Source organism: Streptomyces sp. NPDC037242 (assembly GCF_055604165.1).
In genome coordinates this window covers 1-18,530 of sequence record NZ_JBVJUY010000047.1, presented here as the reverse complement: position 1 = coordinate 18,530, position 18,530 = coordinate 1, and the positions used below count along the sequence as shown (strand labels likewise).

The following is an 18,530-nucleotide window of genomic DNA, read 5'->3' as shown; positions in this document are numbered from 1 at the left end:
GGTGAGGCTCAGCCCTGCTGGAAGAGCTCGGCGGGCAGCGGCTTCAGGAGCGCGTACAGATCATCGGTGATCGGGCGGTCCCAGCTGGCGATGGTGACCAGCACGTTGTCGCTGCGGTCGAACTGGACGCAGGAGATCCGGGACTCCGACAGCTTGATCTTCCGGACGATGAGGAGGTTGTCGCCCTGCATGACGGGGCAGTCCTCGGCACCGGTGACCTCGACGTCCTCGTCGTTCTCGAGGGCGTCGAGGAGCTGGGCCACCTCGAAGGGCACCTGGCCCTCGGAGAGGTCGCGGGCCGGGGAGCCCTCGGGGAGGTTGCCGATGATCATCGCGGGGCCGCGTCCGCCGAACAGGTCGTAGCGGAGGAAGACACCCTGGCAGCTGCCGTCGGGCGCGGGCAGCAGCCCGGCCCCGAGATTGCCCGGCCAGTCCCCCGGGTCCATGGCCAGGACGTCGAAGTCCGGGCCGGCGGGTGTGGCGGCGCGGTGGCGGCGGAGGAAGGACATGCCGCCATGGTACGTGTCCCCCCACCGTTCCCGGCCCCTGACCCCTCACCGCGGCTCGCGTGCGGCCCCGCTAGACGGGCGGGACGAGGGTGAACCAGCGGGGCAGGAGCGACGCGTCGCCCCGGACGGTGAGGGCCGTCGGCGGGATCCGCTGCCAGAGGAAGAGCAGCAGGTCCGAGGCGGTGCCCGAGGCCTCGACGGGCACCGGGGAGGCCGGGTCCGGGTCCAGGAGCACCGCGTCCGGGGTGAACTCCACGGTCCAGCTCCCGGGGCCGTCCGTACGGCGGAAGCGGTAGCGCTCCCCCGAGCCGGGCGGGGCCGAGGTCCAGGCGCGCCGTGCCGGGGCCATGACCTCGAAGGTCTGCGGGACCGCGTCGGAGGCGACCGCCGGGTCGAGGGGCTGCGGGCCGCCGGTCACCGACTCGGCGTCCCAGCGGTGCACCGCCAGTTCGATCAGCTGCATCCGCATCCAGAAGCCGGAGGTCCGTTCCGCCGACCAGGTCCACACCGGCGTGTCCGGCCCGAGCTCGCCCAGCAGCGCCGCCAGGTCCCTGGCGCCCTGCGCGAACCAGTCGGTCAGCGTCCCCGGCACCGGCCCGTGGTTCGGGGCGCGGTCCGGCATCGGCCAGGCAGCCCGCTCCGCCGGGTCGGCCGGGAGCCCGTACAGGGCGGGGTCCGTGGCGTCGGGTGCCTCGGTCAGCCGCCCCCGCAGGATGTGTGACAGGTACCGGTGTACGCCGCCCAGGTGCGCGACGAGGTCGGAGACCGTCCACCCCGGGCAGGACGGCACGAGCGGCGCCGGCCCGCCGGCGGCTTCGGCCACGGCCCGCCGGACCGCCTTCTCGAACGCCGCCGTCTCCGTCCGGAAGCGGGCGAGCCGCGCGATGTGGTCCATGCCGGTCATGCCTGCCCCCGGCGCGGCCCGGTGTATCACCTTGAGCTACGGGCGAACGCCTCCAGCGCGTCGCGCAGCCCGGGCCGGTCCGTACCGAGTTTGCGGTAGATCCAGGAGAGGTCCTCGGCGGGCACCGTCGGATCGCCGTCGACCGTCCGCCGTGCCAGCAGGACCTCCTCTTCCGTGAGGCCGTCCTGCCAGGTGAGCCCGCACACGATCGAGTCCACGCGCGTGAGCAGGGTGGCCGCCAGAGCATCCGCCCCGCACTCGCGGGCCGCCACCATCGCCCAGGTCAGTAGGTCCTGGTCGCCCAGTTCCGTGCCCAGCGCGTTCAGGGCGACCGCCAGCTCGTACCCCGCGGGTGACGCGGCCAGCAGGGACACCGCCTCCGTCAGGAGCGCCACCCGCTCCTGCGGCGGCGCGACCTCCGCCGCGACCCTCAGCGCCTGGCCGATACCCGACGGGGCGCCGAAGGCCCGGGCCCGCCGGACCGCGTCGGCGGCCAGGGCCCGCGCCCGCGCCGGGTCCTCGGACGCGACCGCCCGCGCCAGGTGCAGCTGCCAGGGGCACCAGGACGGGTTCTGGATCCCGCGGCGCGTCAACCGCCGGTCCGCCGACTCCAGTTCGGTGACCGCGGCCTTCACCTGGCCGCGCGCCAGGAGCAGTTCGGCGTACACCGTCTGGGAGTCGGGGAAGACGACCGCCGCCGGGAAGGGCTCCCCGTACTCGTGCTCCCGCGCCAGTTCCCACGCCTCGTCCACCCGGCCCCGCGCCAGCAGGGTGGTGACCAGGATGGCGATGGCGTACCAGTGCACGGGCGTACGCCGGCCGACGCGCTCGGCCAGCCGCAGCCCGGCCCGCACCAGTTCCTCGGCCTCCGCCAGGCGCCCGCGCCGGTAGCGGATGTAGGCGCGCAGGCTGTACGCGAAGGACAGGTGCGCCCCGTGCCAGCCCTGGCGCTCGAACTCGGCGGTGCCCGCCTCGAACAGCTCCTCGGCGCGGCCCGGCCGGTCGGCGTACATGTGCACCATCGCGGCGAGCACCGGCACTTCGAAGCCCCGGTCCTCGTACGCCCAGCTGAAGCCGGTGGCGAGCGCCCGGCCCGCGTGGTGCAGGACCACGTCCACCGGCTCCCCGCGCAGGCAGGCGTCCCAGGCACGGAGCCCGATGACGTACCGCTCGGTGAGGTCGCGCCCGGTGAGCCGGTCGGCGAGCCGGGCCAGGCGCCGCGAGCGGGCCGGGGAGTCGGGCTCGGCGGCGTTGAAGGCGTCCCACATGAACTGCTCGGACTGCAGCCGCAGCCGGGCGCGTACGTCCGGGGTGTGGGGGATCTCCCGGGCGAGGGCTTCGGAGGCGTCGGCGAGGCGGTCGCTGTGCGCGAGCACCTGCGCGAGGCGGATCACGATGCCCTGGCGCAGGGCGGGGTCGTCGGAGGGTTCGGCGAGCGCGGCCCGCAGGTGGTTCACGGTGTTGGCGGGCTCGGTGAGCAGCGAGGCGCAGCCGAGCTCGTACAGCACGGCCGCGCGTTCGTCGAAGTCCGGGGGTTCGCGCAGGGCGCGGGCGAGCTGGCGGCGGGCGGCTTCGGGGGCGCCTGCGCGGAGGTTCTCGCCGGCGGCCTCGCGCAGGGTGCGCACCACCCACGGGTCGCTTTCGGGGTGGGTCTCCAGCAGGTGCCGGGCGGCCGCGGAGGGGCCGAGTCCGGCGTCGACGACAGCCGCGGCGGCCTTGCCGTGCAGGGCGACGCGCAGGGCGTCGGGGATGGCCCGGTAGATGGCGGTGGCGATGAGGGGGTGGACGAACTCCAGCCCGGTGCCGGTGTCGTCGCGTTCACCGGACCCGGACCCCGGTCCCGATCCCGAGGCGGCCCCGGCCCCGGACAGGATGCGGGCGTCGCGCAGCCGTGCGGTGGCGTCGACGGCCTCCTCGGCGCCGAGTCCGGCGACCCGGGCGGCGAGGTCCTGCGGGATGGCGGTGCCGAGGACGGCGCAGGCCCAGGCGAAGCGGACGGTGGAGGGGCCGAGGCTGTGCAGGCGGGCGACGAGGCCGCTGCCGCGCTGGGCGGCGACGAGGTCGCGCAGCAGCGGGGCGCTGGCCTCCACCGGCTCCAGCCCCTTGTCCCGTACCTTCGCGGTGAGTTCGACAGCCTCGAAGGGGTTGCCGGTGGTGACGGCCCAGGCCTCCCGGCAGAAGGCGTCGTCGGCGTGTTCGCCGACGGCTTCGCGGACCAGGGTGGAGACGGCGTCCTCGGTGAGCGGCGCCAGGGTCAGCGGCCGGTGTCCCGCGCGGCCGGGCAGGGTACGGAAGGCCTCGGCGTGCGCGGGCAGTTCGTCGGGGCGGTAGGCGACGACGAGGAGCAGCGGCAGGTGTTCGGCGCGCGGGGCGAAGGCGGCGAGCCATTCGAGCGATTCGGGGTCGGCCCAGTGGGCGTCGTCGAGGACGAGGGTGACGGGGGCGCGCTGCACGATGAGGTGGGTGAGGACCCAGTCGAGTCCGTCGCGCAGGCCCTGGGGGTCGGGCGGGGCTCCCTGTTCGGGTGCGCACAGGCCGAGGGCGGGGCCGACGATCGCGTACCAGCTGCCGAGTGCGGCGCGCAGTTCCTCTTCCGAGGTGCCGGCCAGCTGCGGCTGGATGAGCTGGCGGGCGACGTGGAAGGGCTGGCTCTGCTCCTGTTCGCCGCCCCGGGCGGCGAGGACGGTGCAGGCCTTGGCGTGGGAGCGGCGGCGGACTTCGGCGAGGAGGGTGGTCTTGCCGAGTCCGGCCGGCCCGGAGAAGGCCAGCAGGGCTCCGTCGGCGTCGGGCCCGGGTCCGGTGAGCTGCTCCAGGGCCTCGTCGACGGTGGCGAGTTCCGTCTCGCGTTCGAACATCGTGCGCCGTATGCGGGTCCGGCGTTCCGTCATGGCTGGTACCCCCCAGACCTGTTCGGGGGATCAGCGTACGCCCGCGCACCGTGCGCCGGAGCCCGGTGCGGGGAAACAATCCGATCTTCTTTTCGCGGGTGCCGCGCCGCCGTTACGGGGAGCCGCGCGGGCGGTGGTCAGCCCTGCACGGAGCGGGCCGCGAGGGCTTCCAGGACGGCCACGGCCTCGGCGGCCCGGTCGGCGGCGACGAACAGGTGGTCGTGGTGGTAGCCGGCGATGACGTTGCAGCTCAGGCCGTGTGCGCCGAGTTCGGTGGCGAAGGCGGCGGTGAGGCCGACGGCGTCCAGGGCGGAGTGGATCCGCAGGGTGATCCAGCCGGCGGTGTACTCGTACGCGAGCCCGGCGGCGTCGGCGTCCTCCTGGCGCAGGACGAGGGTGAGCCCCTCGCGTTCCTGGACGGTCGCGACGGGGGTGATCCCGTCGAGTCCGGCGGGCACGGTGGTGCCGGGGACGGTGCAGAACACGTACAGCCCGTCGTTCAGTTCGGGGCGCATGCCGCTCAGCAGTTTCCGCAGGTCGCTCTCTCCGCTCATGCGGCCACTCTACCCATCGTCCCCATTTGACCGATTCCGCACCCTCGGCGAGGCCCGGCTCAGTCGCCCTCGTAGATCCGGCGGTGCCACCAGGGGAGCGGACGGCCGCGCCAGTCGGTCCACCGGCGGGCGGGCGGATCCGGGTCCTCGAAGGTGCGTCGGAGGAGTTGCGTGTCCAGGCCGTGCAGTACGCGGCCCAGCGCGGTCCGGGCGGCGGGCGGCAAGGTGCGGGTGAGCTCGGCCAGTTCGTCCCGTACGACCGCGACGTCTTCGCGGTCGCAGCCCGGGCAGCCCGAGCACGGGGAGGGGACCATGAGCAGTCGCACGCCGGGGCGGCGCAGGAAGGTCCGGTACCTCGTCAGCAGTTCGGCGACCTCGTCGGCCCGGCCGGCCAGGGTCCAGTAGACCTCCGCGGCGGCTGCGGGCGGCAGCCGGTCCACGGGCGGCGTGCCCCACGCCCAGGCGGGTGGCCGCCGGTCCTCGTACGTTCCACGTTCGGCGCGCAGAGCGCCGGGCCGTCTACGCGGCATCGCCCTTTCGGCGGATGATCGTCATGGACCCATCCTGCCTGGGCGCTCCGCCCGGGGCAAGGCAATTGCGCGGTCGGCCCACCGGGGCCGCGGCTCCGTGCCCCGGTGGCGCCGTCCGTGCGGCTACGTCAGGTCGAACTCCCCGCCCCGCGCGTTCAGGACGAACTTGCGCCACTCGTCCGGCGCGAAGATCAGCGAAGGGCTTTCGGGGCGTTCGCTGTTGCGCATCGCGATGAACCCCTCGACGAAGGCGATCTGTACGTCGCCCCCTCCCCGGCTGCTGGACTGCCAGTCCGCCCCGCTGAGATCGAGGTCCGGCTTGCCCCAGCCGGCCAGGGCCTGCGAAGTCGTGCTCTCGGCCACGTGCGTGCTCCTCCCGGTACGTCGTCCCCGGGCAAGATTAACCATCGCGGGGGGTGCCGCACAGGCCACGGTGAGTCACTCGTGGTCGATCCGGCACCCTTGCGCGCAGGCCCGCCTCCCCTCAGGAGGTCGGCTCCTGCGCTCCCACGAGCCACATGGCGAAGAACTGCGCGCCTCCGCCGTACGCGTGTCCCATCGCCCGGCGGGCGTCCGGAACCTGGTGCTCGCCCGCCTGGCCCCGGACCTGGAGCGCCGCCTCCGCGAAGCGGATCATGCCGGAGGCGCCGATCGGGTTGGTGGACAGGACGCCTCCCGAGGGGTTCACCGGGAGGTCCCCGTCGAGTTCGGTGACCCCGGCCTCGGTGAGCTTCCAGCCCTCGCCCTCCTCCGCGAAGCCGAGGTTCTCCAGCCACATCGGCTCGTACCAGGAGAACGGCACGTACATCTCGACCGCGTCGATCTCCCGGCGCGGATCGGTGATCCCCGCCTGCCGGTAGACGTCGGCCGCGCAGTCCTTGCCGGCCTGCGGGGACACGAAGTCCTTGCCCGCGAACAGCGTCGGCTCGCTGCGCATCGCCCCGCCGTGCACCCAGGCCGGCGGCCGCGGCGAACGGGCCGCACCCGCCCGGTCGGTGAGGATCATCGCGCACGCGCCGTCGGAGGAAGGACAGGTCTCGGAGTACCTGATCGGGTCCCACAGCATCGGCGAGGCCTGGACCTTCTCCAGGGTGATGTCGTGCTCGTGCAGGTGCGCGTACGGGTTCTTCAGCGCGTTGCGGCGGTCTTTGTAGGCCACGAGCGAGCCGACCGCGTCGGGCGCGCCGGTGCGCCGCATGTACGCGCGTACGTGCGGGGCGAAGAAGCCGCCCGCGCCCGCCAGCAGCGGCTGCTGGAAGGGGACGGGCAGGGACAGGCCCCACATGGCGTTGGACTCGGACTGCTTCTCGAAGGCGAGGGTGAGGACCGTGCGGTGGACGCGCGCCGCGACCAGGTTGGAGGCGACCAGCGCGGTGGAGCCGCCCACCGAACCGGCCGTGTGGACGCGGAGCATGGGCTTGCCGACCGCCCCGAGGGCGTCCGCCAGGTACAGCTCCGGCATCATCACGCCCTCGAAGAAGTCGGGGGCCTTGCCGATGACGACCGCGTCGATGTCCGCCCAGGTCAGCTCGGCGTCCGCGAGGGCGCGCGCCGCGGCCTCCCGGACCAGTCCGGCGATGGAGACGTCGTGGCGGGCGGCGACGTGCTTGGTCTGGCCGATCCCGACGATCGCGACCGGCTCCTTGCCCGACGTGCTCATGCGGGGTCCCCTTCCAGGACGGCGACCAGGTTCTGCTGGAGGCAGGGGCCGGAGGTGGCGTGCGCGACGGCCCGGTCGGACTCGCCGCGGTGGATCCGGGCGGCCGCCTCGCCGATCCGGATCAGGCCGGCGGCCATGACCGGATTGGCGGCGAGGGCCCCGCCGGAGGGATTGACGCTCACGCCCTCGCCGAGCCCGAGGGCCTTGCGGAGCACGACCTCCTGGGAGGAGAACGGCGCGTGCAGTTCGGCCGTGTCGATGGGCCGCCCGGCCTCTTCGAACACCCCGGCCTGTGCGGCGGCGATCCGGGTGGACGGGGAGTCGGTGAGGTCGCGCAGGCCCAGGCTGTGCGCCTCGATGCGGTGGTCGATCCCGGTGATCCAGGCGGGCCGCTCGCACAGCCGCCGCGCCACGTCACCCGCGGCGAGGATCACGGCGGCCACGCCGTCGCCGACGGGCGGGCAGTCGCCGGTGCGCAGCGGCCGGACCTGGTAGCCGCCCTGCGGGACCTCCCCGCTGAGCTGGGCGTGCGGGTTGGCCGCGGCGGCGGACCGGCTGCGCGCGCCGATGGCGGCGAGGGCGGGCTCGTCGGTCTCCCCCGCGTCGATGAGCGCCTGCGCCTGGAGGGCGGCGAGGGCCACCGAGTCGGGCCACAGCGGAGCCACGTAGTAGGGGTCGAGCTGCCGGGTCAGGACGTCCCGCACGGAGCCCGGGGAGGACTTCCCGTAGGAGTAGACGAGCGCGGTGTCGGCCTCGCCGGTCTGGATCTTGACCCAGGCCTCGTAGAGGGCCCAGGCGCCGTCCATCTCGACGTGGGACTCGGAGATGGGCGGCCAGGCGCCGACGCCGTCGAGGGTCATGGTGAAGGAGAAGGCCCGGCCGGCCAGGTAGTCGCTGGAGCCGGAGCAGGTGAAGCCGATCTCCGTGGCCTTCAGGCCGGTCTGCGCCAGCACCTGGTGCAGGACCGGCATGACCATCTCGACTTCGCTGAGCTCGTCGGTGCGGCGCAGGTGGTCGCTCTGCGCGAACGCGACGACGGCCACCTCGCGTGCGTGCCTGCTCGTCCTGGGCATCAGATGAGCTCCTTGTACGCGTCGTAGTCCGCGTCCGGTTCGCCGGTGGGGCGGTAGTGGTCGGGGTAGCGGCCGCCTTCGCTCCACACGGGCTCGACGCGCAGGCCCATGCGGACCTGGTCGTACGGGATGCCGCCGATGCGGCCGTGGAGGGCGAGGCCGGCGCCGTCGAGGGCGATGTGGGCGTAGACGTACGGCACCTCGATGTCGAGGTTGCGGGCCTTGATGTTGACGATGCAGAAGGTGGTGACGGTGCCGGCCGGGCCGACCTCGACCTGGTCGGTGGTGGCGACCCCGCAGGTGGGGCACGCGCCGCGCGGGGGGACGTACACCTTCTGGCAGGAGGGGCAGCGCTCGCCGACGGTCTTCTGCTCGGAGAGGGCGTTGATGTACGCGGTCTGGGCGCGGCCGGGGCTGTAGGTGTAGTCGAGGCGGGCCTCGGCGACGATGCCGGTGACGGGGTCGGCGAAGGCGCCGTCGTGCGGGGCCGGCCCGGCGGCGGCCGGTCCCTCGTGCGGCTCGAAGCAGGCGATGTCGGTGATCGCGCCGGTGCGGTCGGCGGCCCAGCGGATCCGTACGCGCATGCCGGTGCGCACGGCGTCGGGGCCGGGGGCGTCGAGGGCGTGCAGGATCGCGGTGTCGGCGCCGTCGAGGCGTACGAGGACCCAGGCGAAGGGGCCGGTGAGGGGCTGGTTGGGGCGCGGGACGTCGTTCCAGGCCCAGGTGGTGACGGTGCCGGCGGGCGCGACCTCGACGAGCTCGCGGATCTCCTCGGCGGTGACGGGGTCGTACTCGACGGGAGGCACCATCACCTGGCCGTCGCTGGTCCTCACGCCGAGTACGACGCCTTCGCGCAGGCCGGTGAGGAAGGCGGACTGGACGGGTCCGAGGGAGCGGGTGAACGGGAACTCGACGATGAGGGGCGCGCGGAGCACCTCGGGCGGCGACGCGGCGGTCATGGGCGACTCTCCGATGTTCGGGAACGGCACGTTTCAACGAGGACACAGGGCCGGCTCCAGCCCCGCCGGCGTTTGAGGCGCGGGGTCCGGGGCGGGGCCCCGGTCGTGAGCCGCGCCCGGCGGCACGGCATCAGCCCGCGGCCGGCAGCCGCGGCGCGCGGGACACCCCCTACTCCCGGCGGTACAGCGGGGGCCGCTTCTCCGCGAAGGCGCGCGCGCCTTCCTTGGCGTCCGCCGTGTCGAAGACCGGCCAGCCGCGCAGCAGTTCCGCCGCCAGCCCCTCGGTCTCCGTCAGCTCCGCGGCCTCGTACACCGAGGCCTTGACGGCCTCCACGGCCAGCGGCCCGCACGCGTTGATCTGCTCGGCGGTCTCCAGCGCGGCCTCCAGGGCGGTGCCCTGGGGCACCACCCGCCCCACGAGGCCGATCCGCGCCGCCTCCTCGGCCGAGTACGGGCGCCCGGTCAGCAGCATCTCCAGCGCGTGCGTGCGCGGGATCTGCCGCGGCAGGCGCACCGTGGAGCCGCCGATGGGGAACAGGCCCCGCTTGACCTCGAACAGCCCGAAGGTGGCCCCCTCCCCCGCCACCCGGATGTCCGTGCCCTGGAGGATCTCCGTCCCGCCGGCCACGCAGTACCCCTCGACCGCCGCGATCACCGGCTTGCGCGGCCGGTGGTGGCGGAGCATGGCCTTCCAGTGCAGGTCGGGGTCGGCCTTGAGCCGGTCCCGGTACTGGTCGCCCGCCATGCCCTTGCCGGCCAGCGCCTTCAGGTCCATTCCGGCGCAGAAGTCCCCGCCCGCGCCGGTCAGGACCACCGAGCGGATCGTGTCGTCGGCGTCCGCCTCCAGCCATCCGTCGTACAGACCGACCAGCAGCGGCAGCGAGAGCGCGTTCTTCGCCTCGGGCCTGTTCATGGTCAGCACCAGCGTGGCGCCGTGGCGTTCCACGGTCAGGTGTTCCGTCCCACCCATTGCCGTCCTCCCGTCTCAAGACCTAGAACAGGTTGCAGTAGGTGCGGGTGCAGTTCAATAGTTTTCTGACACCCAGTCAGATTTATTGGACGGTGCCCTTCCCACTTGGGATCGGCGGCGCTCTAATGACCGCCGAGCAGACCAGCCATGGGCCCAGCCATGGGAGCTTCCAGGGTCAGGAGGACCGGTGGAGTACAACCTTGCCGACCTGTTCGAGTCGGTCGTGGACGTGGTTCCGGACCGTGAGGCCCTCGTGTACGTGGACCACCCCGGGACGGGCGCCGAGAGCCGGCTCACGTACGCGGAGCTGGACGCGGCGGCGAACCGCATCGCGCACCACCTGCTGGACAGCGGGCTGAAGGCCGGCGAGCACCTGGGCCTGCACCTCTACAACGGCGTCGAGTACCTGCAGACGGTGCTGGCCTGCCTGAAGGCCCGCCTGGTGCCGGTGAACGTGAACTACCGGTACGTGGAGGAGGAGCTGGTCTACCTCTACAACGACGCCGACCTCGCGGCGCTGGTCTTCGAGGGCGAGTTCACGGAGCGGGTGGCCGCCGCGCTGCCCCAGACGAGCGGGCTGCGGCACCTGATCCGGGTCGGGGCCGCCCCCGAGGGCGCCCCGGAGCCGTCGATCGCGCCGGTCGCGTACGCCGATGCGGAGGCGTCCGGATCTCCGGAGCGGGGCTTCCCGCCCCGGTCGCCCGACGATCTGTTCATCATCTACACCGGCGGCACCACCGGCATGCCCAAGGGCGTGATGTGGCGCGCCGAGGACCTCTTCTTCGCGGGGCTCTTCGGCGGCGAGCCGTCGGGCGAGCCGGTGAAGCGGCCCGAGGAGCTGGCGGAGCGGGTCGCCGCGCGCGGCGCCGGGCTCACCTTCTTCCCCGCTCCCCCGCTGATGCACGGCACGTCCACGCTGACCTCGTTCATCGCCTTCAACTACGGGCAGCGCGTGGTCATCCACCGCAAGTACGCGCCCGAAGAGGTGCTCCGTACGATCGAGAAGGAGAAGGTCTCCAGCGTGTCGCTGGTCGGCGACGCGATGCTGCGCCCGCTCATCGACGCCCTGAACGGCCCGCTCAAGGGGACGGACCTGTCGTCCCTGTTCAGCGTCTCCTCGTCGGGGGCGATCATGTCGGAGACGGTGCGGGCCGAGTTCCAGCGGCTCGTGCCGAACGTGATGCTCCTGAACAACTTCGGATCCTCCGAATCCGGCTCCAACGGCAGGGCGACCAACGACTCCGGTCCGGAGAAGGGCTTCCGGCTGGAGGTCAACGACCGTACGCAGGTGGTCGACCCGGTGACGCACGAGCCGGTGCCGGTGGGCGAACCGGGACGACTCGCGCAGCGCGGCCACGTCCCGCTCGGCTACTACAACGACCCGGCCAAGACCGCCGAGACCTTCTTCCAGAAGGGCACGGAGCGCTGGGTCCTGCTCGGCGACATGGCCACCGTCGACGAGCAGGGCATCGTGACGGTGCTGGGGCGCGGATCGCAGTGCATCAACACGGGCGGCGAGAAGGTCTATCCGGAGGAGGTCGAGCAGGCGCTGAAGTCCCACCCGGACGTGTACGACGCCCTGGTCGCGGGTGTTCCGGACGCCACCTGGGGCAATCACGTGGCCGCGGTGGTCCAGATCCGCGCGGGTGCCCCGGAACCGACCCTGGACGAGATCCAGACCCACTGCCGCACCAAGCTCGCGGGCTACAAGATCCCGCGTCAGCTGGTCATCACCCCCGCCATCCAGCGTTCCCCGAGCGGCAAGGCGGACTACCGCTGGGCGAAGGACGTGGCGGCGGAGGCGGACGCGGGCCGCTGACGCCCGCCGATACGGGCGGCCGCGGCCGGAGGCACCTCCGGCGGCGGCCGCTGTTTGCGTGCGTCCGTACGGCCGTGGGCCCGTGGGTCCGTGGGCCCGTCCGCCGAGGCCGGCAAATCAAGCGATCACTCGTTCGAGTCATTGATTTAGCCGTCGGGGTGGGGCAATCTACCGAATGATCGGTCGGTTTGTTCACGGTGAGGTGACGGCATGACGGGCTACGCGGATCTCCACGACGAGGGCGAGCGGCTGAGCGCCGACGAGCTCGCGGCGCTCCAGCTGACGCGGCTGCGCGCCACCCTGCACCGCGCCTACGACCGGGTGCCCTACTACCGGCAGGCCTTCGACAAGGCCGGCCTGCATCCCGACGACTGCCGCTCCCTCGCCGATCTCGCCCTGTTCCCCTTCACGACCAAGGCCGACCTGCGCGACCAGTACCCCTTCGGGATGTTCGCCGTCCCCCGCTCCGAGGTGCGCCGGATCCACGCCTCCAGCGGTACCACCGGCAGACCCACCGTCGTCGGGTACTCCGAGGCCGACCTGTCCATGTGGGCCGATGTCGTCGCCCGGTCGATCCGCGCGGCCGGCGGCAGACCCGGCCAGATCGTGCACATCGCCTACGGGTACGGCCTCTTCACCGGCGGCCTGGGCGCGCACTACGGCGCGGAGCGCCTCGGCTGCACGGTCGTGCCCGCGTCGGGCGGGATGACCGATCGGCAGGTCCGGCTGATCCAGGACTTCCGGCCGGAGGTGATCATGGTGACCCCCTCCTACATGCTGACCCTGCTGGACGAGATGGAGCGCCAGGGCATAGACCCCCGCTCCACCTCGCTGCGCACGGGGATCTTCGGCGCGGAGCCGTGGACCGAGGAGATGCGCCGTGAGATCGAGGAGCGGCTCGGCATCGACGCGGTGGACATATACGGTCTGTCCGAGGTCATCGGACCCGGCGTGGCGCAGGAATTCGCCGCGACCAAGGACGGGCTGCACATCTGGGAGGACCATTTCCTGCCCGAGGTGGTGGACCCGCTGACCGGCGCGGTGCTGCCGGAGGGCGAGCCCGGGGAGCTGGTGTTCACCTCGCTGACCAAAGAGGCCATGCCCGTCATCCGCTACCGCACCCGGGATCTGACCCGGCTGCTGCCCGGTACTGCCCGGCCGGCCTTCCGCCGGATGGAGAAGATCACCGGCCGTAGCGACGACATGATCATCCTGCGAGGGGTGAACGTCTACCCCACCCAGATCGAGGAAGTGCTCCTGCGGACCCCCGGGCTGGCCCCCCACTTCCAACTGCGGCTGACCAGGGAAGGCCGGATGGACGCCTTGACGGTCCGGGTGGAGGCGCGCCGGGAGTGCGAGGCGGCCCGGCGGGAGGCCGCGGCGGAAGCCGTGGTCCGGGCCGTGAAGGAGGGGGTCGGGGTGTCCGTCCGGGTGGAGGTGGTGGATCCGGAGACGCTGGAGCGCTCGGTGGGCAAGATCAAGCGGCTGGTGGACCTCCGGGCGGGCTGAAACCACCCCTTCGGGCCCACTTCGGGGTGCCTCCCGGGAGCCGGTGGGCGCGTCCGGGTAGGTGATGTGGCGTGACCTCGATCTTCCGGCGCGCCCACGACCGGCTCCAGGCCTCCCCGGCCGGGCTGGCCTGGAGCCGTGGCCGGGAGATGGAACTGATGCACCGGGCGATGGGCTTCGCGGCCCTCGGCTTCCTCACCCTGGTGCCCCTGCTCGTGGTCGTGGCGGCCGCCGCACCCGGCAGCGGTTCCGGCTTCGGCCGGTGGCTCGGCCAGGCGCTCGGGGTGACGCAGTCCTCCCGGGAGCGCGTCGAGATGCTGTTCGGCGCCGCCGATCTCGCGCTCGAACGGACCACGGCCTTCGGTCTGGCCGCGCTGGCCGTCTTCGGCCTGACCTTCGGTTCCGCGGTGCAGACGGGGTACGAGAAGGTCTGGGACCTCCCGACGGCCCGCTGGCACACCATGTGGCGCCATGTCGTCTGGCTCGCCCTGCTGGTCTGCTACCTCGCGCTGCTCGTCGCCATCCCCGCCCCCTCGAACGATGCGATCGGCACGATCCTCGGCACCACCGGCGACATCATCGGCACGTGCCTGTTCTTCTGGAGCTCCCAGCGCCTGCTCCTCGGCGGCCGGGTCCGCTGGCGCGCCCTGCTCCCGGGGGCGGCGGCGACGAGCCTCGGACTCCTGGGCCTGCGGATCTTCTCGCAGCTCGTGTTCTCCCCGCTGATCGCCTCCAACGCCGTGACCTACGGCCCCTTCGGCACCCTCCTGGTCGTCCAGTCCTGGCTGGTCGGAGTCGGCTTCGTGGTCTACGGCGGCGCGCTGATCGGCCGGCTGGTGCACGAACACCTCACCCTCCGCCGCCTCCACCGAGACGGCCTACTACCCCCCGAGGGCCCCGCCCCTCACGCTCCGGGCCCGAGCTGACCGAACCGCTCCACCAAAGGCGGGCGATCACGCACCGGCGTCACTACCGGCCGACACCGCGACCGCGCCGGCCCGCCCTGCCCTGCTGGGCGCTCCGGCCACCGCGCACCGGTGGCGGCGGCTGCCGCCCGCGGTCGACGGCACGGACACGTCGTCGCCGAGGCCATGGGCCGCTTCGGCCCCGGCGTCGGGCCGTGCTCGGCTACCGGGTTCGCCCGGGAGGGCGTCGGCCGGGGCGCGGGCGGGGGCCGGGGGCCCGGTGTCGGGTTTCGGGGATACCTAACGGGATGTTGACAGATCCTCCGGTGGCCTGCGTGAGTGTGGGGGCATGGTCGAACCGCCTGCCTCACGGGCAACCCGCCCCGCCCGCAGGCCACTTGGGAGGCACGTTGCAACTCCGCACCCGCCCGGCCCTCCGTCGCGCCGCCCTCATCGGGGCCGCGCTGCTCGCCGCCACCGCGGCGATACCCCAGGCCGAGGCCGCTTCAGACGGGGACCGCGGCCCGTCCGGCGGCGGACTGTCCGCCGTCATCCGCTACACCGAGAACGGCATCCCGCACATCCTGGCCCGGGACTACGCCCGGCTCGGCTTCGGCACCGGCTGGGCCCAGGCCGCCGATCAGGTCTGCGTGCTCGCCGACGGGTTCCTGACCGTCTCCGGGGAGCGCTCACGCTGGTTCGGGCCCGACGCGGCGCCCGACGGTTCGCTCTCCTCCGCCGCCCGGAACCTCTCCAGCGACCTGTACTTCAAGGGCGTCCGCGAGTCCGGCGCCGTCGAGAGCCTCCTCGCCACACCCGCACCGGCCGGCCCGAGCGGGGACCTCAAGGAGCTGATGCGCGGCTGGGCCGCCGGCTACAACGCCTGGCTCGCCCAGAACAAGATCACCGACCCGGCCTGCAAGGGCGCCAAGTGGGTCCGCCCGGTCACCGCCACCGACGTGGCGGCCCGCGGGTTCGCCGTCTCGGTGCTCGGCGGCCAGGGCCGCGGCATCGACGGCATCACCGCTGCGCAGCCGCCCGGCACGGCGGCCGTCGCCCCCGGCGGCAAGGACGTCGACCCCGCCGCGGCGGCCGAGGCGGCCCGGGAGTTCTTCGACACCACCCGCTACGACATGGGCTCCAACGCGGTCGCCTTCGGCGGCTCCACGACCGCGAGCGGCAGCGGGCTGCTGCTCGGCAACCCGCACTACCCCTGGCAGGGCGGGCGCCGGTTCTGGCAGTCCCAGCAGACCATCCCCGGCGAGCTGAACGTCTCGGGCGGCTCCCTGCTGGGCACGACCGTGGTCAACATCGGCTTCAACGACAAGGTCGCCTGGAGCCACACGGTCGCCACCGGCACCCCCGTCAACCTGCACCAGCTCACCCTCGACCCGGCCGACCCGACCGCCTACCTGGTGGACGGCAAGGCCGAGCGGATGACCGAGCGGAAGGTCAGCGTCCAGGTGGCGGGCGGCGGCGCCCCCGTCACCCGCAGCCAGTGGTGGACCCGCTTCGGGCCCGTCATCACGGGCCTCGGTCCGGGCCTGCCGCTGCCCTGGACGGCGACCACGGCGTACGCGCTGAACGACCCCAACGCGCTGAACCTGCGCGGCTCCGACACGGCACTCGCCATGGGCAAGGCCCGCTCGGTGGCGGGGATCCAGGACGCGCTGAAGCGCACGCAGGGGCTGCCCTGGGTCAACACGGTCGCCGCGGACTCGGCCGGCGGCACCCTGTTCACCCAGTCCCAGGTGCTCCCCCGGATCACCGACGAGCTCGTCGCCCGCTGCTCGACCCCGGTCGGCAGGGCGACGTACCCGTCCTCGGGGCTCGCGGTGCTCGACGGTTCGCGCGGGGACTGCGCGCTGGGCGCAGACCCGGACGCCGTACAGCCGGGCGTGTTCGGCCCGGGGAAGGCGCCGACCCTGCGGGACGCCCCGTACGCCGAGAACTCCAACGACAGTGCCTGGCTGGCCAATGCCGACCGGCCGCTGACGGGGTACGAGCGGATCTGGGGCAATGCCGGCACCCCGCGCTCGCTGCGTACCAGGGGAGCGCTCGAAGACGTGTCGGCGATGGCCGCGAAGGGCCGGCTGACCGTGGCGGACCTGCAGAAGCAGCAGTTCGCGAACCGCGCCCCGGCCGGTGACCTGGCGGCGGCCGACGCGGCCACGGCCTGTGCGGCCCTGCCGGGCGGCACGGCGACGGCGAGCGACGCGAGCGTGGTGGACGTCTCCGCGGCCTGCGGGGTGCTGGCGGGCTGGGACCGTACGACGGACAGCGCCAGCCGCGGCGCCCTGCTCTTCGACCGGTTCTGGCGCAGGCTGACCTCCGGCACGGCGGCCAAGGACCTGTGGCTGGTGCCGTTCTCGGCGGCCGATCCGGTACGCACTCCCCGTACGCTCAACCAGGCGGCGCCCGGCATCGGCCGGGCCCTCGCGGACGCGGTCCTGGAACTCAGGGCGGCGGGGATCGCGCTGGACGCCCCGCTCGGCGAGCACCAGTTCGTGGTGCGCGGCGGGCAGCGGCTGCCGGTGGGCGGCGGTACGGAGGCGCTGGGCGTCTGGAACAAGATCGAGGCGCCGTGGAACGCGGCAGCCGGCGGCTACCCGGAGGTCCTGCACGGCTCCAGCCACGTCCAGGCGGTCGGCTGGGACGGCGGCCACTGTCCGGTGGCGCGCACGCTGCTGACGTACAGCCAGTCCTCGAACCCGGACTCGCCCCACTACGCCGACCAGACCCGGCTGTTCTCCCAGGAGCGCTGGGTCACGGCGCGGTTCTGCGAGCGGGACATCCTCAACTCGCCGCAGCTGAAGGTGGTCTGGCCGCGCGAGCGGCGCTGACCCGGTCCCCCGGGCCCCCGCCAGGAACCGCGGCGGGGGCCCGGGGCCCCGGAGGCCCCGTGCGTCTCAGGGGCTCACCGCCAGGAAGAGGTACGCGGCCAGCAGGACGATGTGCACGCCGCCCTGGAGCAGCGTGGCACGGCCCGGGACGATGGTGAGGGCGCTGACCACCACGGTCAGGGCGAGCAGCACCATGTGGATCGGGCCGAGGCCGAGGAGCAGCGGGCCGGAGAGCCAGACCGAGGCCAGCGCGATGGCCGGAATGGTCAGGCCGATGCTCGCGATGGCGGAGCCGTAGGCCAGGTTGAGGCTGGTCTGGACGCGGTCGCGGCGCGCGGCCCGGACGGCGGCGAGGGTCTCGGGGGCCAGGACGAGCAGGGCGATGATCACACCGACGACGGCGTTGGGCAGGCCCGCGTCGGCGACGCCCTGCTCGATGGTCGGGGAGACGGCCTTGGCGTTGCCGACGACCGCCACCAGCGCGACGAGCAGCAGTCCGAGGCTGATCAGCGCGGCCCGGGCGGTGGGCGGCGCGGCATGTTCGTCCTCCTCGCCCGCGGCGGCGGCAGCGGCGGCCCTGGCGGCCTCCTCGCGGCGCCGCGAGGTGTCCACGGGCAGGAAGTAGTCCCGGTGGCGCACGGTCTGCACGGCGATGAACAGTCCGTAGAGGGCGAGTGAGGCGGTCGCCGCGAAGGCGAGCTGGGCGGTGGAGAATTCGGGGCCGGGCTTCGTCGTGGTGAACGTGGGCAGCACCAGGCTGAGTACGGCGAGGGTCGCGACGGTGGCGAGGGCCGCCCCGGAGCCTTCGGCGTTGAAGACGGCGACGCGGTTGCGCAGGGCTCCGACGAGCAGGGACAGGCCGACGATGCCGTTGCAGGTGATCATCACGGCGGCGAAGACGGTGTCGCGGGCCAGGGAGGAGGTCTTGTCGCCGCCGTCGGCCATCAGAGTGACGATGAGGGCCACTTCGATGACGGTGACGGCGACGGCGAGCACGAGGGAGCCGAAGGGTTCGCCGACCCGGTGCGCGACGACCTCGGCGTGGTGGACGGCGGCCAGGACCGCACCGGCGAGGCAGAGCGCGACGATCCCCACGGCGAACCCGGGCAGGTCCCGCCCCCAACTGAGGACCAGCGCGAGGAGGGAGAGGACCGGGACCACCACGGTCCAGTCGGTGATGGGGGATGTGCGTGCTGTTGCCGTAATCATGCCCCCAACCTGCCACGACGACCGGACTCGGGGCGAACGGCGCGAACCGTGGCAGGTCGGTCAGTACGCCGGACGGCCGCCGTGACGTGCGCCGGCCGCGGCGCCCCGGAGTCGGGGTGCCGCGGCCGGCGCGGGGACCGAGGGTGTCGGGGGCGGGGGTGGCAGGAAGGGAGGAGGAACCCCGTGTAGCTAACCACT

General features: G+C 73.4%; 15 protein-coding genes. 4 read left to right on the top strand and 11 right to left on the bottom strand.

Translation table 11 applies throughout. The features are described 5' to 3' along the window. Positions 1–8: 8 nt before the first annotated feature. The 10 genes from ACZ7GJ_RS35795 to ACZ7GJ_RS35750 form a co-directional block, all read right to left on the bottom strand. Positions 9–509 carry a hypothetical protein gene (locus ACZ7GJ_RS35795; RefSeq protein ID WP_150520950.1) on the bottom strand — a complete coding sequence of 167 codons (501 nt, stop codon included), beginning with the start codon at positions 507–509 and terminating at the stop codon, positions 9–11. A 70-nt stretch (positions 510–579) separates the two neighbouring features. Beyond that, positions 580–1,413, bottom strand: a complete 834-nt coding sequence (locus ACZ7GJ_RS35790) for a maleylpyruvate isomerase family mycothiol-dependent enzyme (RefSeq protein WP_470757870.1) — start codon at positions 1,411–1,413, stop codon at positions 580–582. Positions 1,414–1,439: 26 nt separating this feature from the next. Continuing rightward, positions 1,440–4,301, bottom strand: a complete 2,862-nt coding sequence (locus ACZ7GJ_RS35785; RefSeq protein ID WP_470757868.1) for an ATP-binding protein — start codon at positions 4,299–4,301, stop codon at positions 1,440–1,442. A gap of 137 nt (positions 4,302–4,438) precedes the next feature. Beyond that, positions 4,439–4,855 carry an ACT domain-containing protein gene (locus tag ACZ7GJ_RS35780; protein WP_470757866.1) on the bottom strand — a complete coding sequence of 139 codons (417 nt, stop codon included), beginning with the start codon at positions 4,853–4,855 and terminating at the stop codon, positions 4,439–4,441. A gap of 59 nt (positions 4,856–4,914) precedes the next feature. Beyond that, a complete protein-coding gene (locus ACZ7GJ_RS35775; RefSeq protein WP_470757864.1) occupies positions 4,915–5,385 on the bottom strand; it encodes a hypothetical protein in 471 nt (156 codons plus the stop codon). Positions 5,386–5,508: 123 nt separating this feature from the next. Beyond that, positions 5,509–5,748, bottom strand: a complete 240-nt coding sequence (locus ACZ7GJ_RS35770; RefSeq protein ID WP_470757862.1) for a DUF397 domain-containing protein — start codon at positions 5,746–5,748, stop codon at positions 5,509–5,511. Between the two features lie 121 nt (positions 5,749–5,869). Beyond that, on the bottom strand, positions 5,870–7,045 hold the full coding sequence (locus tag ACZ7GJ_RS35765) for a thiolase domain-containing protein (protein WP_470757860.1): 1,176 nt from the start codon (positions 7,043–7,045) through the stop codon (positions 5,870–5,872). Then, complete coding sequence (locus ACZ7GJ_RS35760) at positions 7,042–8,118, bottom strand: thiolase domain-containing protein (protein ID WP_470757858.1); 1,077 nt, start codon at positions 8,116–8,118, stop codon at positions 7,042–7,044. Before ACZ7GJ_RS35760 ends, ACZ7GJ_RS35765 begins: the two co-directional genes overlap by 4 nt. Next, positions 8,118–9,077 (bottom strand): Zn-ribbon domain-containing OB-fold protein, encoded by a 960-nt coding sequence (locus tag ACZ7GJ_RS35755; RefSeq protein ID WP_470757856.1) that lies wholly within the window; start codon positions 9,075–9,077, stop codon positions 8,118–8,120. Before ACZ7GJ_RS35755 ends, ACZ7GJ_RS35760 begins: the two co-directional genes overlap by 1 nt. Before the next feature lie 169 nt (positions 9,078–9,246). Further along, entirely contained in the window at positions 9,247–10,047 is an 801-nt protein-coding gene (locus tag ACZ7GJ_RS35750; RefSeq protein WP_470757854.1) for a crotonase/enoyl-CoA hydratase family protein, read from the bottom strand. Positions 10,048–10,234: 187 nt separating this feature from the next. Between ACZ7GJ_RS35750 and ACZ7GJ_RS35745 the strand changes: the two genes are divergently transcribed. The 4 genes from ACZ7GJ_RS35745 (at position 10,235) to ACZ7GJ_RS35730 (ending at position 17,123) form a co-directional block, all read left to right on the top strand. After that, positions 10,235–11,866 carry an acyl-CoA synthetase gene (locus tag ACZ7GJ_RS35745; protein ID WP_470757852.1) on the top strand — a complete coding sequence of 544 codons (1,632 nt, stop codon included), beginning with the start codon at positions 10,235–10,237 and terminating at the stop codon, positions 11,864–11,866. A gap of 210 nt (positions 11,867–12,076) precedes the next feature. Next, entirely contained in the window at positions 12,077–13,375 is a 1,299-nt protein-coding gene (gene paaK / locus ACZ7GJ_RS35740) for a phenylacetate--CoA ligase PaaK (RefSeq protein ID WP_470757850.1), read from the top strand. Between the two features lie 71 nt (positions 13,376–13,446). Beyond that, on the top strand, positions 13,447–14,301 hold the full coding sequence (locus ACZ7GJ_RS35735; RefSeq protein ID WP_470757848.1) for a YhjD/YihY/BrkB family envelope integrity protein: 855 nt from the start codon (positions 13,447–13,449) through the stop codon (positions 14,299–14,301). Positions 14,302–14,690: 389 nt separating this feature from the next. After that, a complete protein-coding gene (locus ACZ7GJ_RS35730; protein WP_470757846.1) occupies positions 14,691–17,123 on the top strand; it encodes a penicillin acylase family protein in 2,433 nt (810 codons plus the stop codon). A gap of 66 nt (positions 17,124–17,189) precedes the next feature. Here the strand turns inward: ACZ7GJ_RS35730 and ACZ7GJ_RS35725 are convergent, their stop codons facing one another. Next, the gene (locus tag ACZ7GJ_RS35725) at positions 17,190–18,332 is read right to left on the bottom strand and encodes a calcium:cation antiporter (RefSeq protein WP_470757844.1); all 1,143 of its coding nucleotides are present in this window, start codon (positions 18,330–18,332) and stop codon (positions 17,190–17,192) included. Positions 18,333–18,530: the final 198 nt, after the last annotated feature.

Coding starts and splice junctions, on each gene's coding strand:
- ACZ7GJ_RS35780 (WP_470757866.1), bottom strand. CDS start 4,855: ATGAGCGGAGAGAGCGACCTGCGGAAACTGCTGAGCGGCATGCGCCCC.
- ACZ7GJ_RS35790 (WP_470757870.1), bottom strand. CDS start 1,413: ATGACCGGCATGGACCACATCGCGCGGCTCGCCCGCTTCCGGACGGAG.
- ACZ7GJ_RS35775 (WP_470757864.1), bottom strand. CDS start 5,385: ATGCCGCGTAGACGGCCCGGCGCTCTGCGCGCCGAACGTGGAACGTAC.
- paaK (WP_470757850.1), top strand. CDS start 12,077: ATGACGGGCTACGCGGATCTCCACGACGAGGGCGAGCGGCTGAGCGCC.
- ACZ7GJ_RS35765 (WP_470757860.1), bottom strand. CDS start 7,045: ATGAGCACGTCGGGCAAGGAGCCGGTCGCGATCGTCGGGATCGGCCAG.
- ACZ7GJ_RS35725 (WP_470757844.1), bottom strand. CDS start 18,332: ATGATTACGGCAACAGCACGCACATCCCCCATCACCGACTGGACCGTG.
- ACZ7GJ_RS35750 (WP_470757854.1), bottom strand. CDS start 10,047: ATGGGTGGGACGGAACACCTGACCGTGGAACGCCACGGCGCCACGCTG.
- ACZ7GJ_RS35760 (WP_470757858.1), bottom strand. CDS start 8,118: ATGCCCAGGACGAGCAGGCACGCACGCGAGGTGGCCGTCGTCGCGTTC.
- ACZ7GJ_RS35785 (WP_470757868.1), bottom strand. CDS start 4,301: ATGACGGAACGCCGGACCCGCATACGGCGCACGATGTTCGAACGCGAG.
- ACZ7GJ_RS35755 (WP_470757856.1), bottom strand. CDS start 9,077: ATGACCGCCGCGTCGCCGCCCGAGGTGCTCCGCGCGCCCCTCATCGTC.
- ACZ7GJ_RS35795 (WP_150520950.1), bottom strand. CDS start 509: ATGTCCTTCCTCCGCCGCCACCGCGCCGCCACACCCGCCGGCCCGGAC.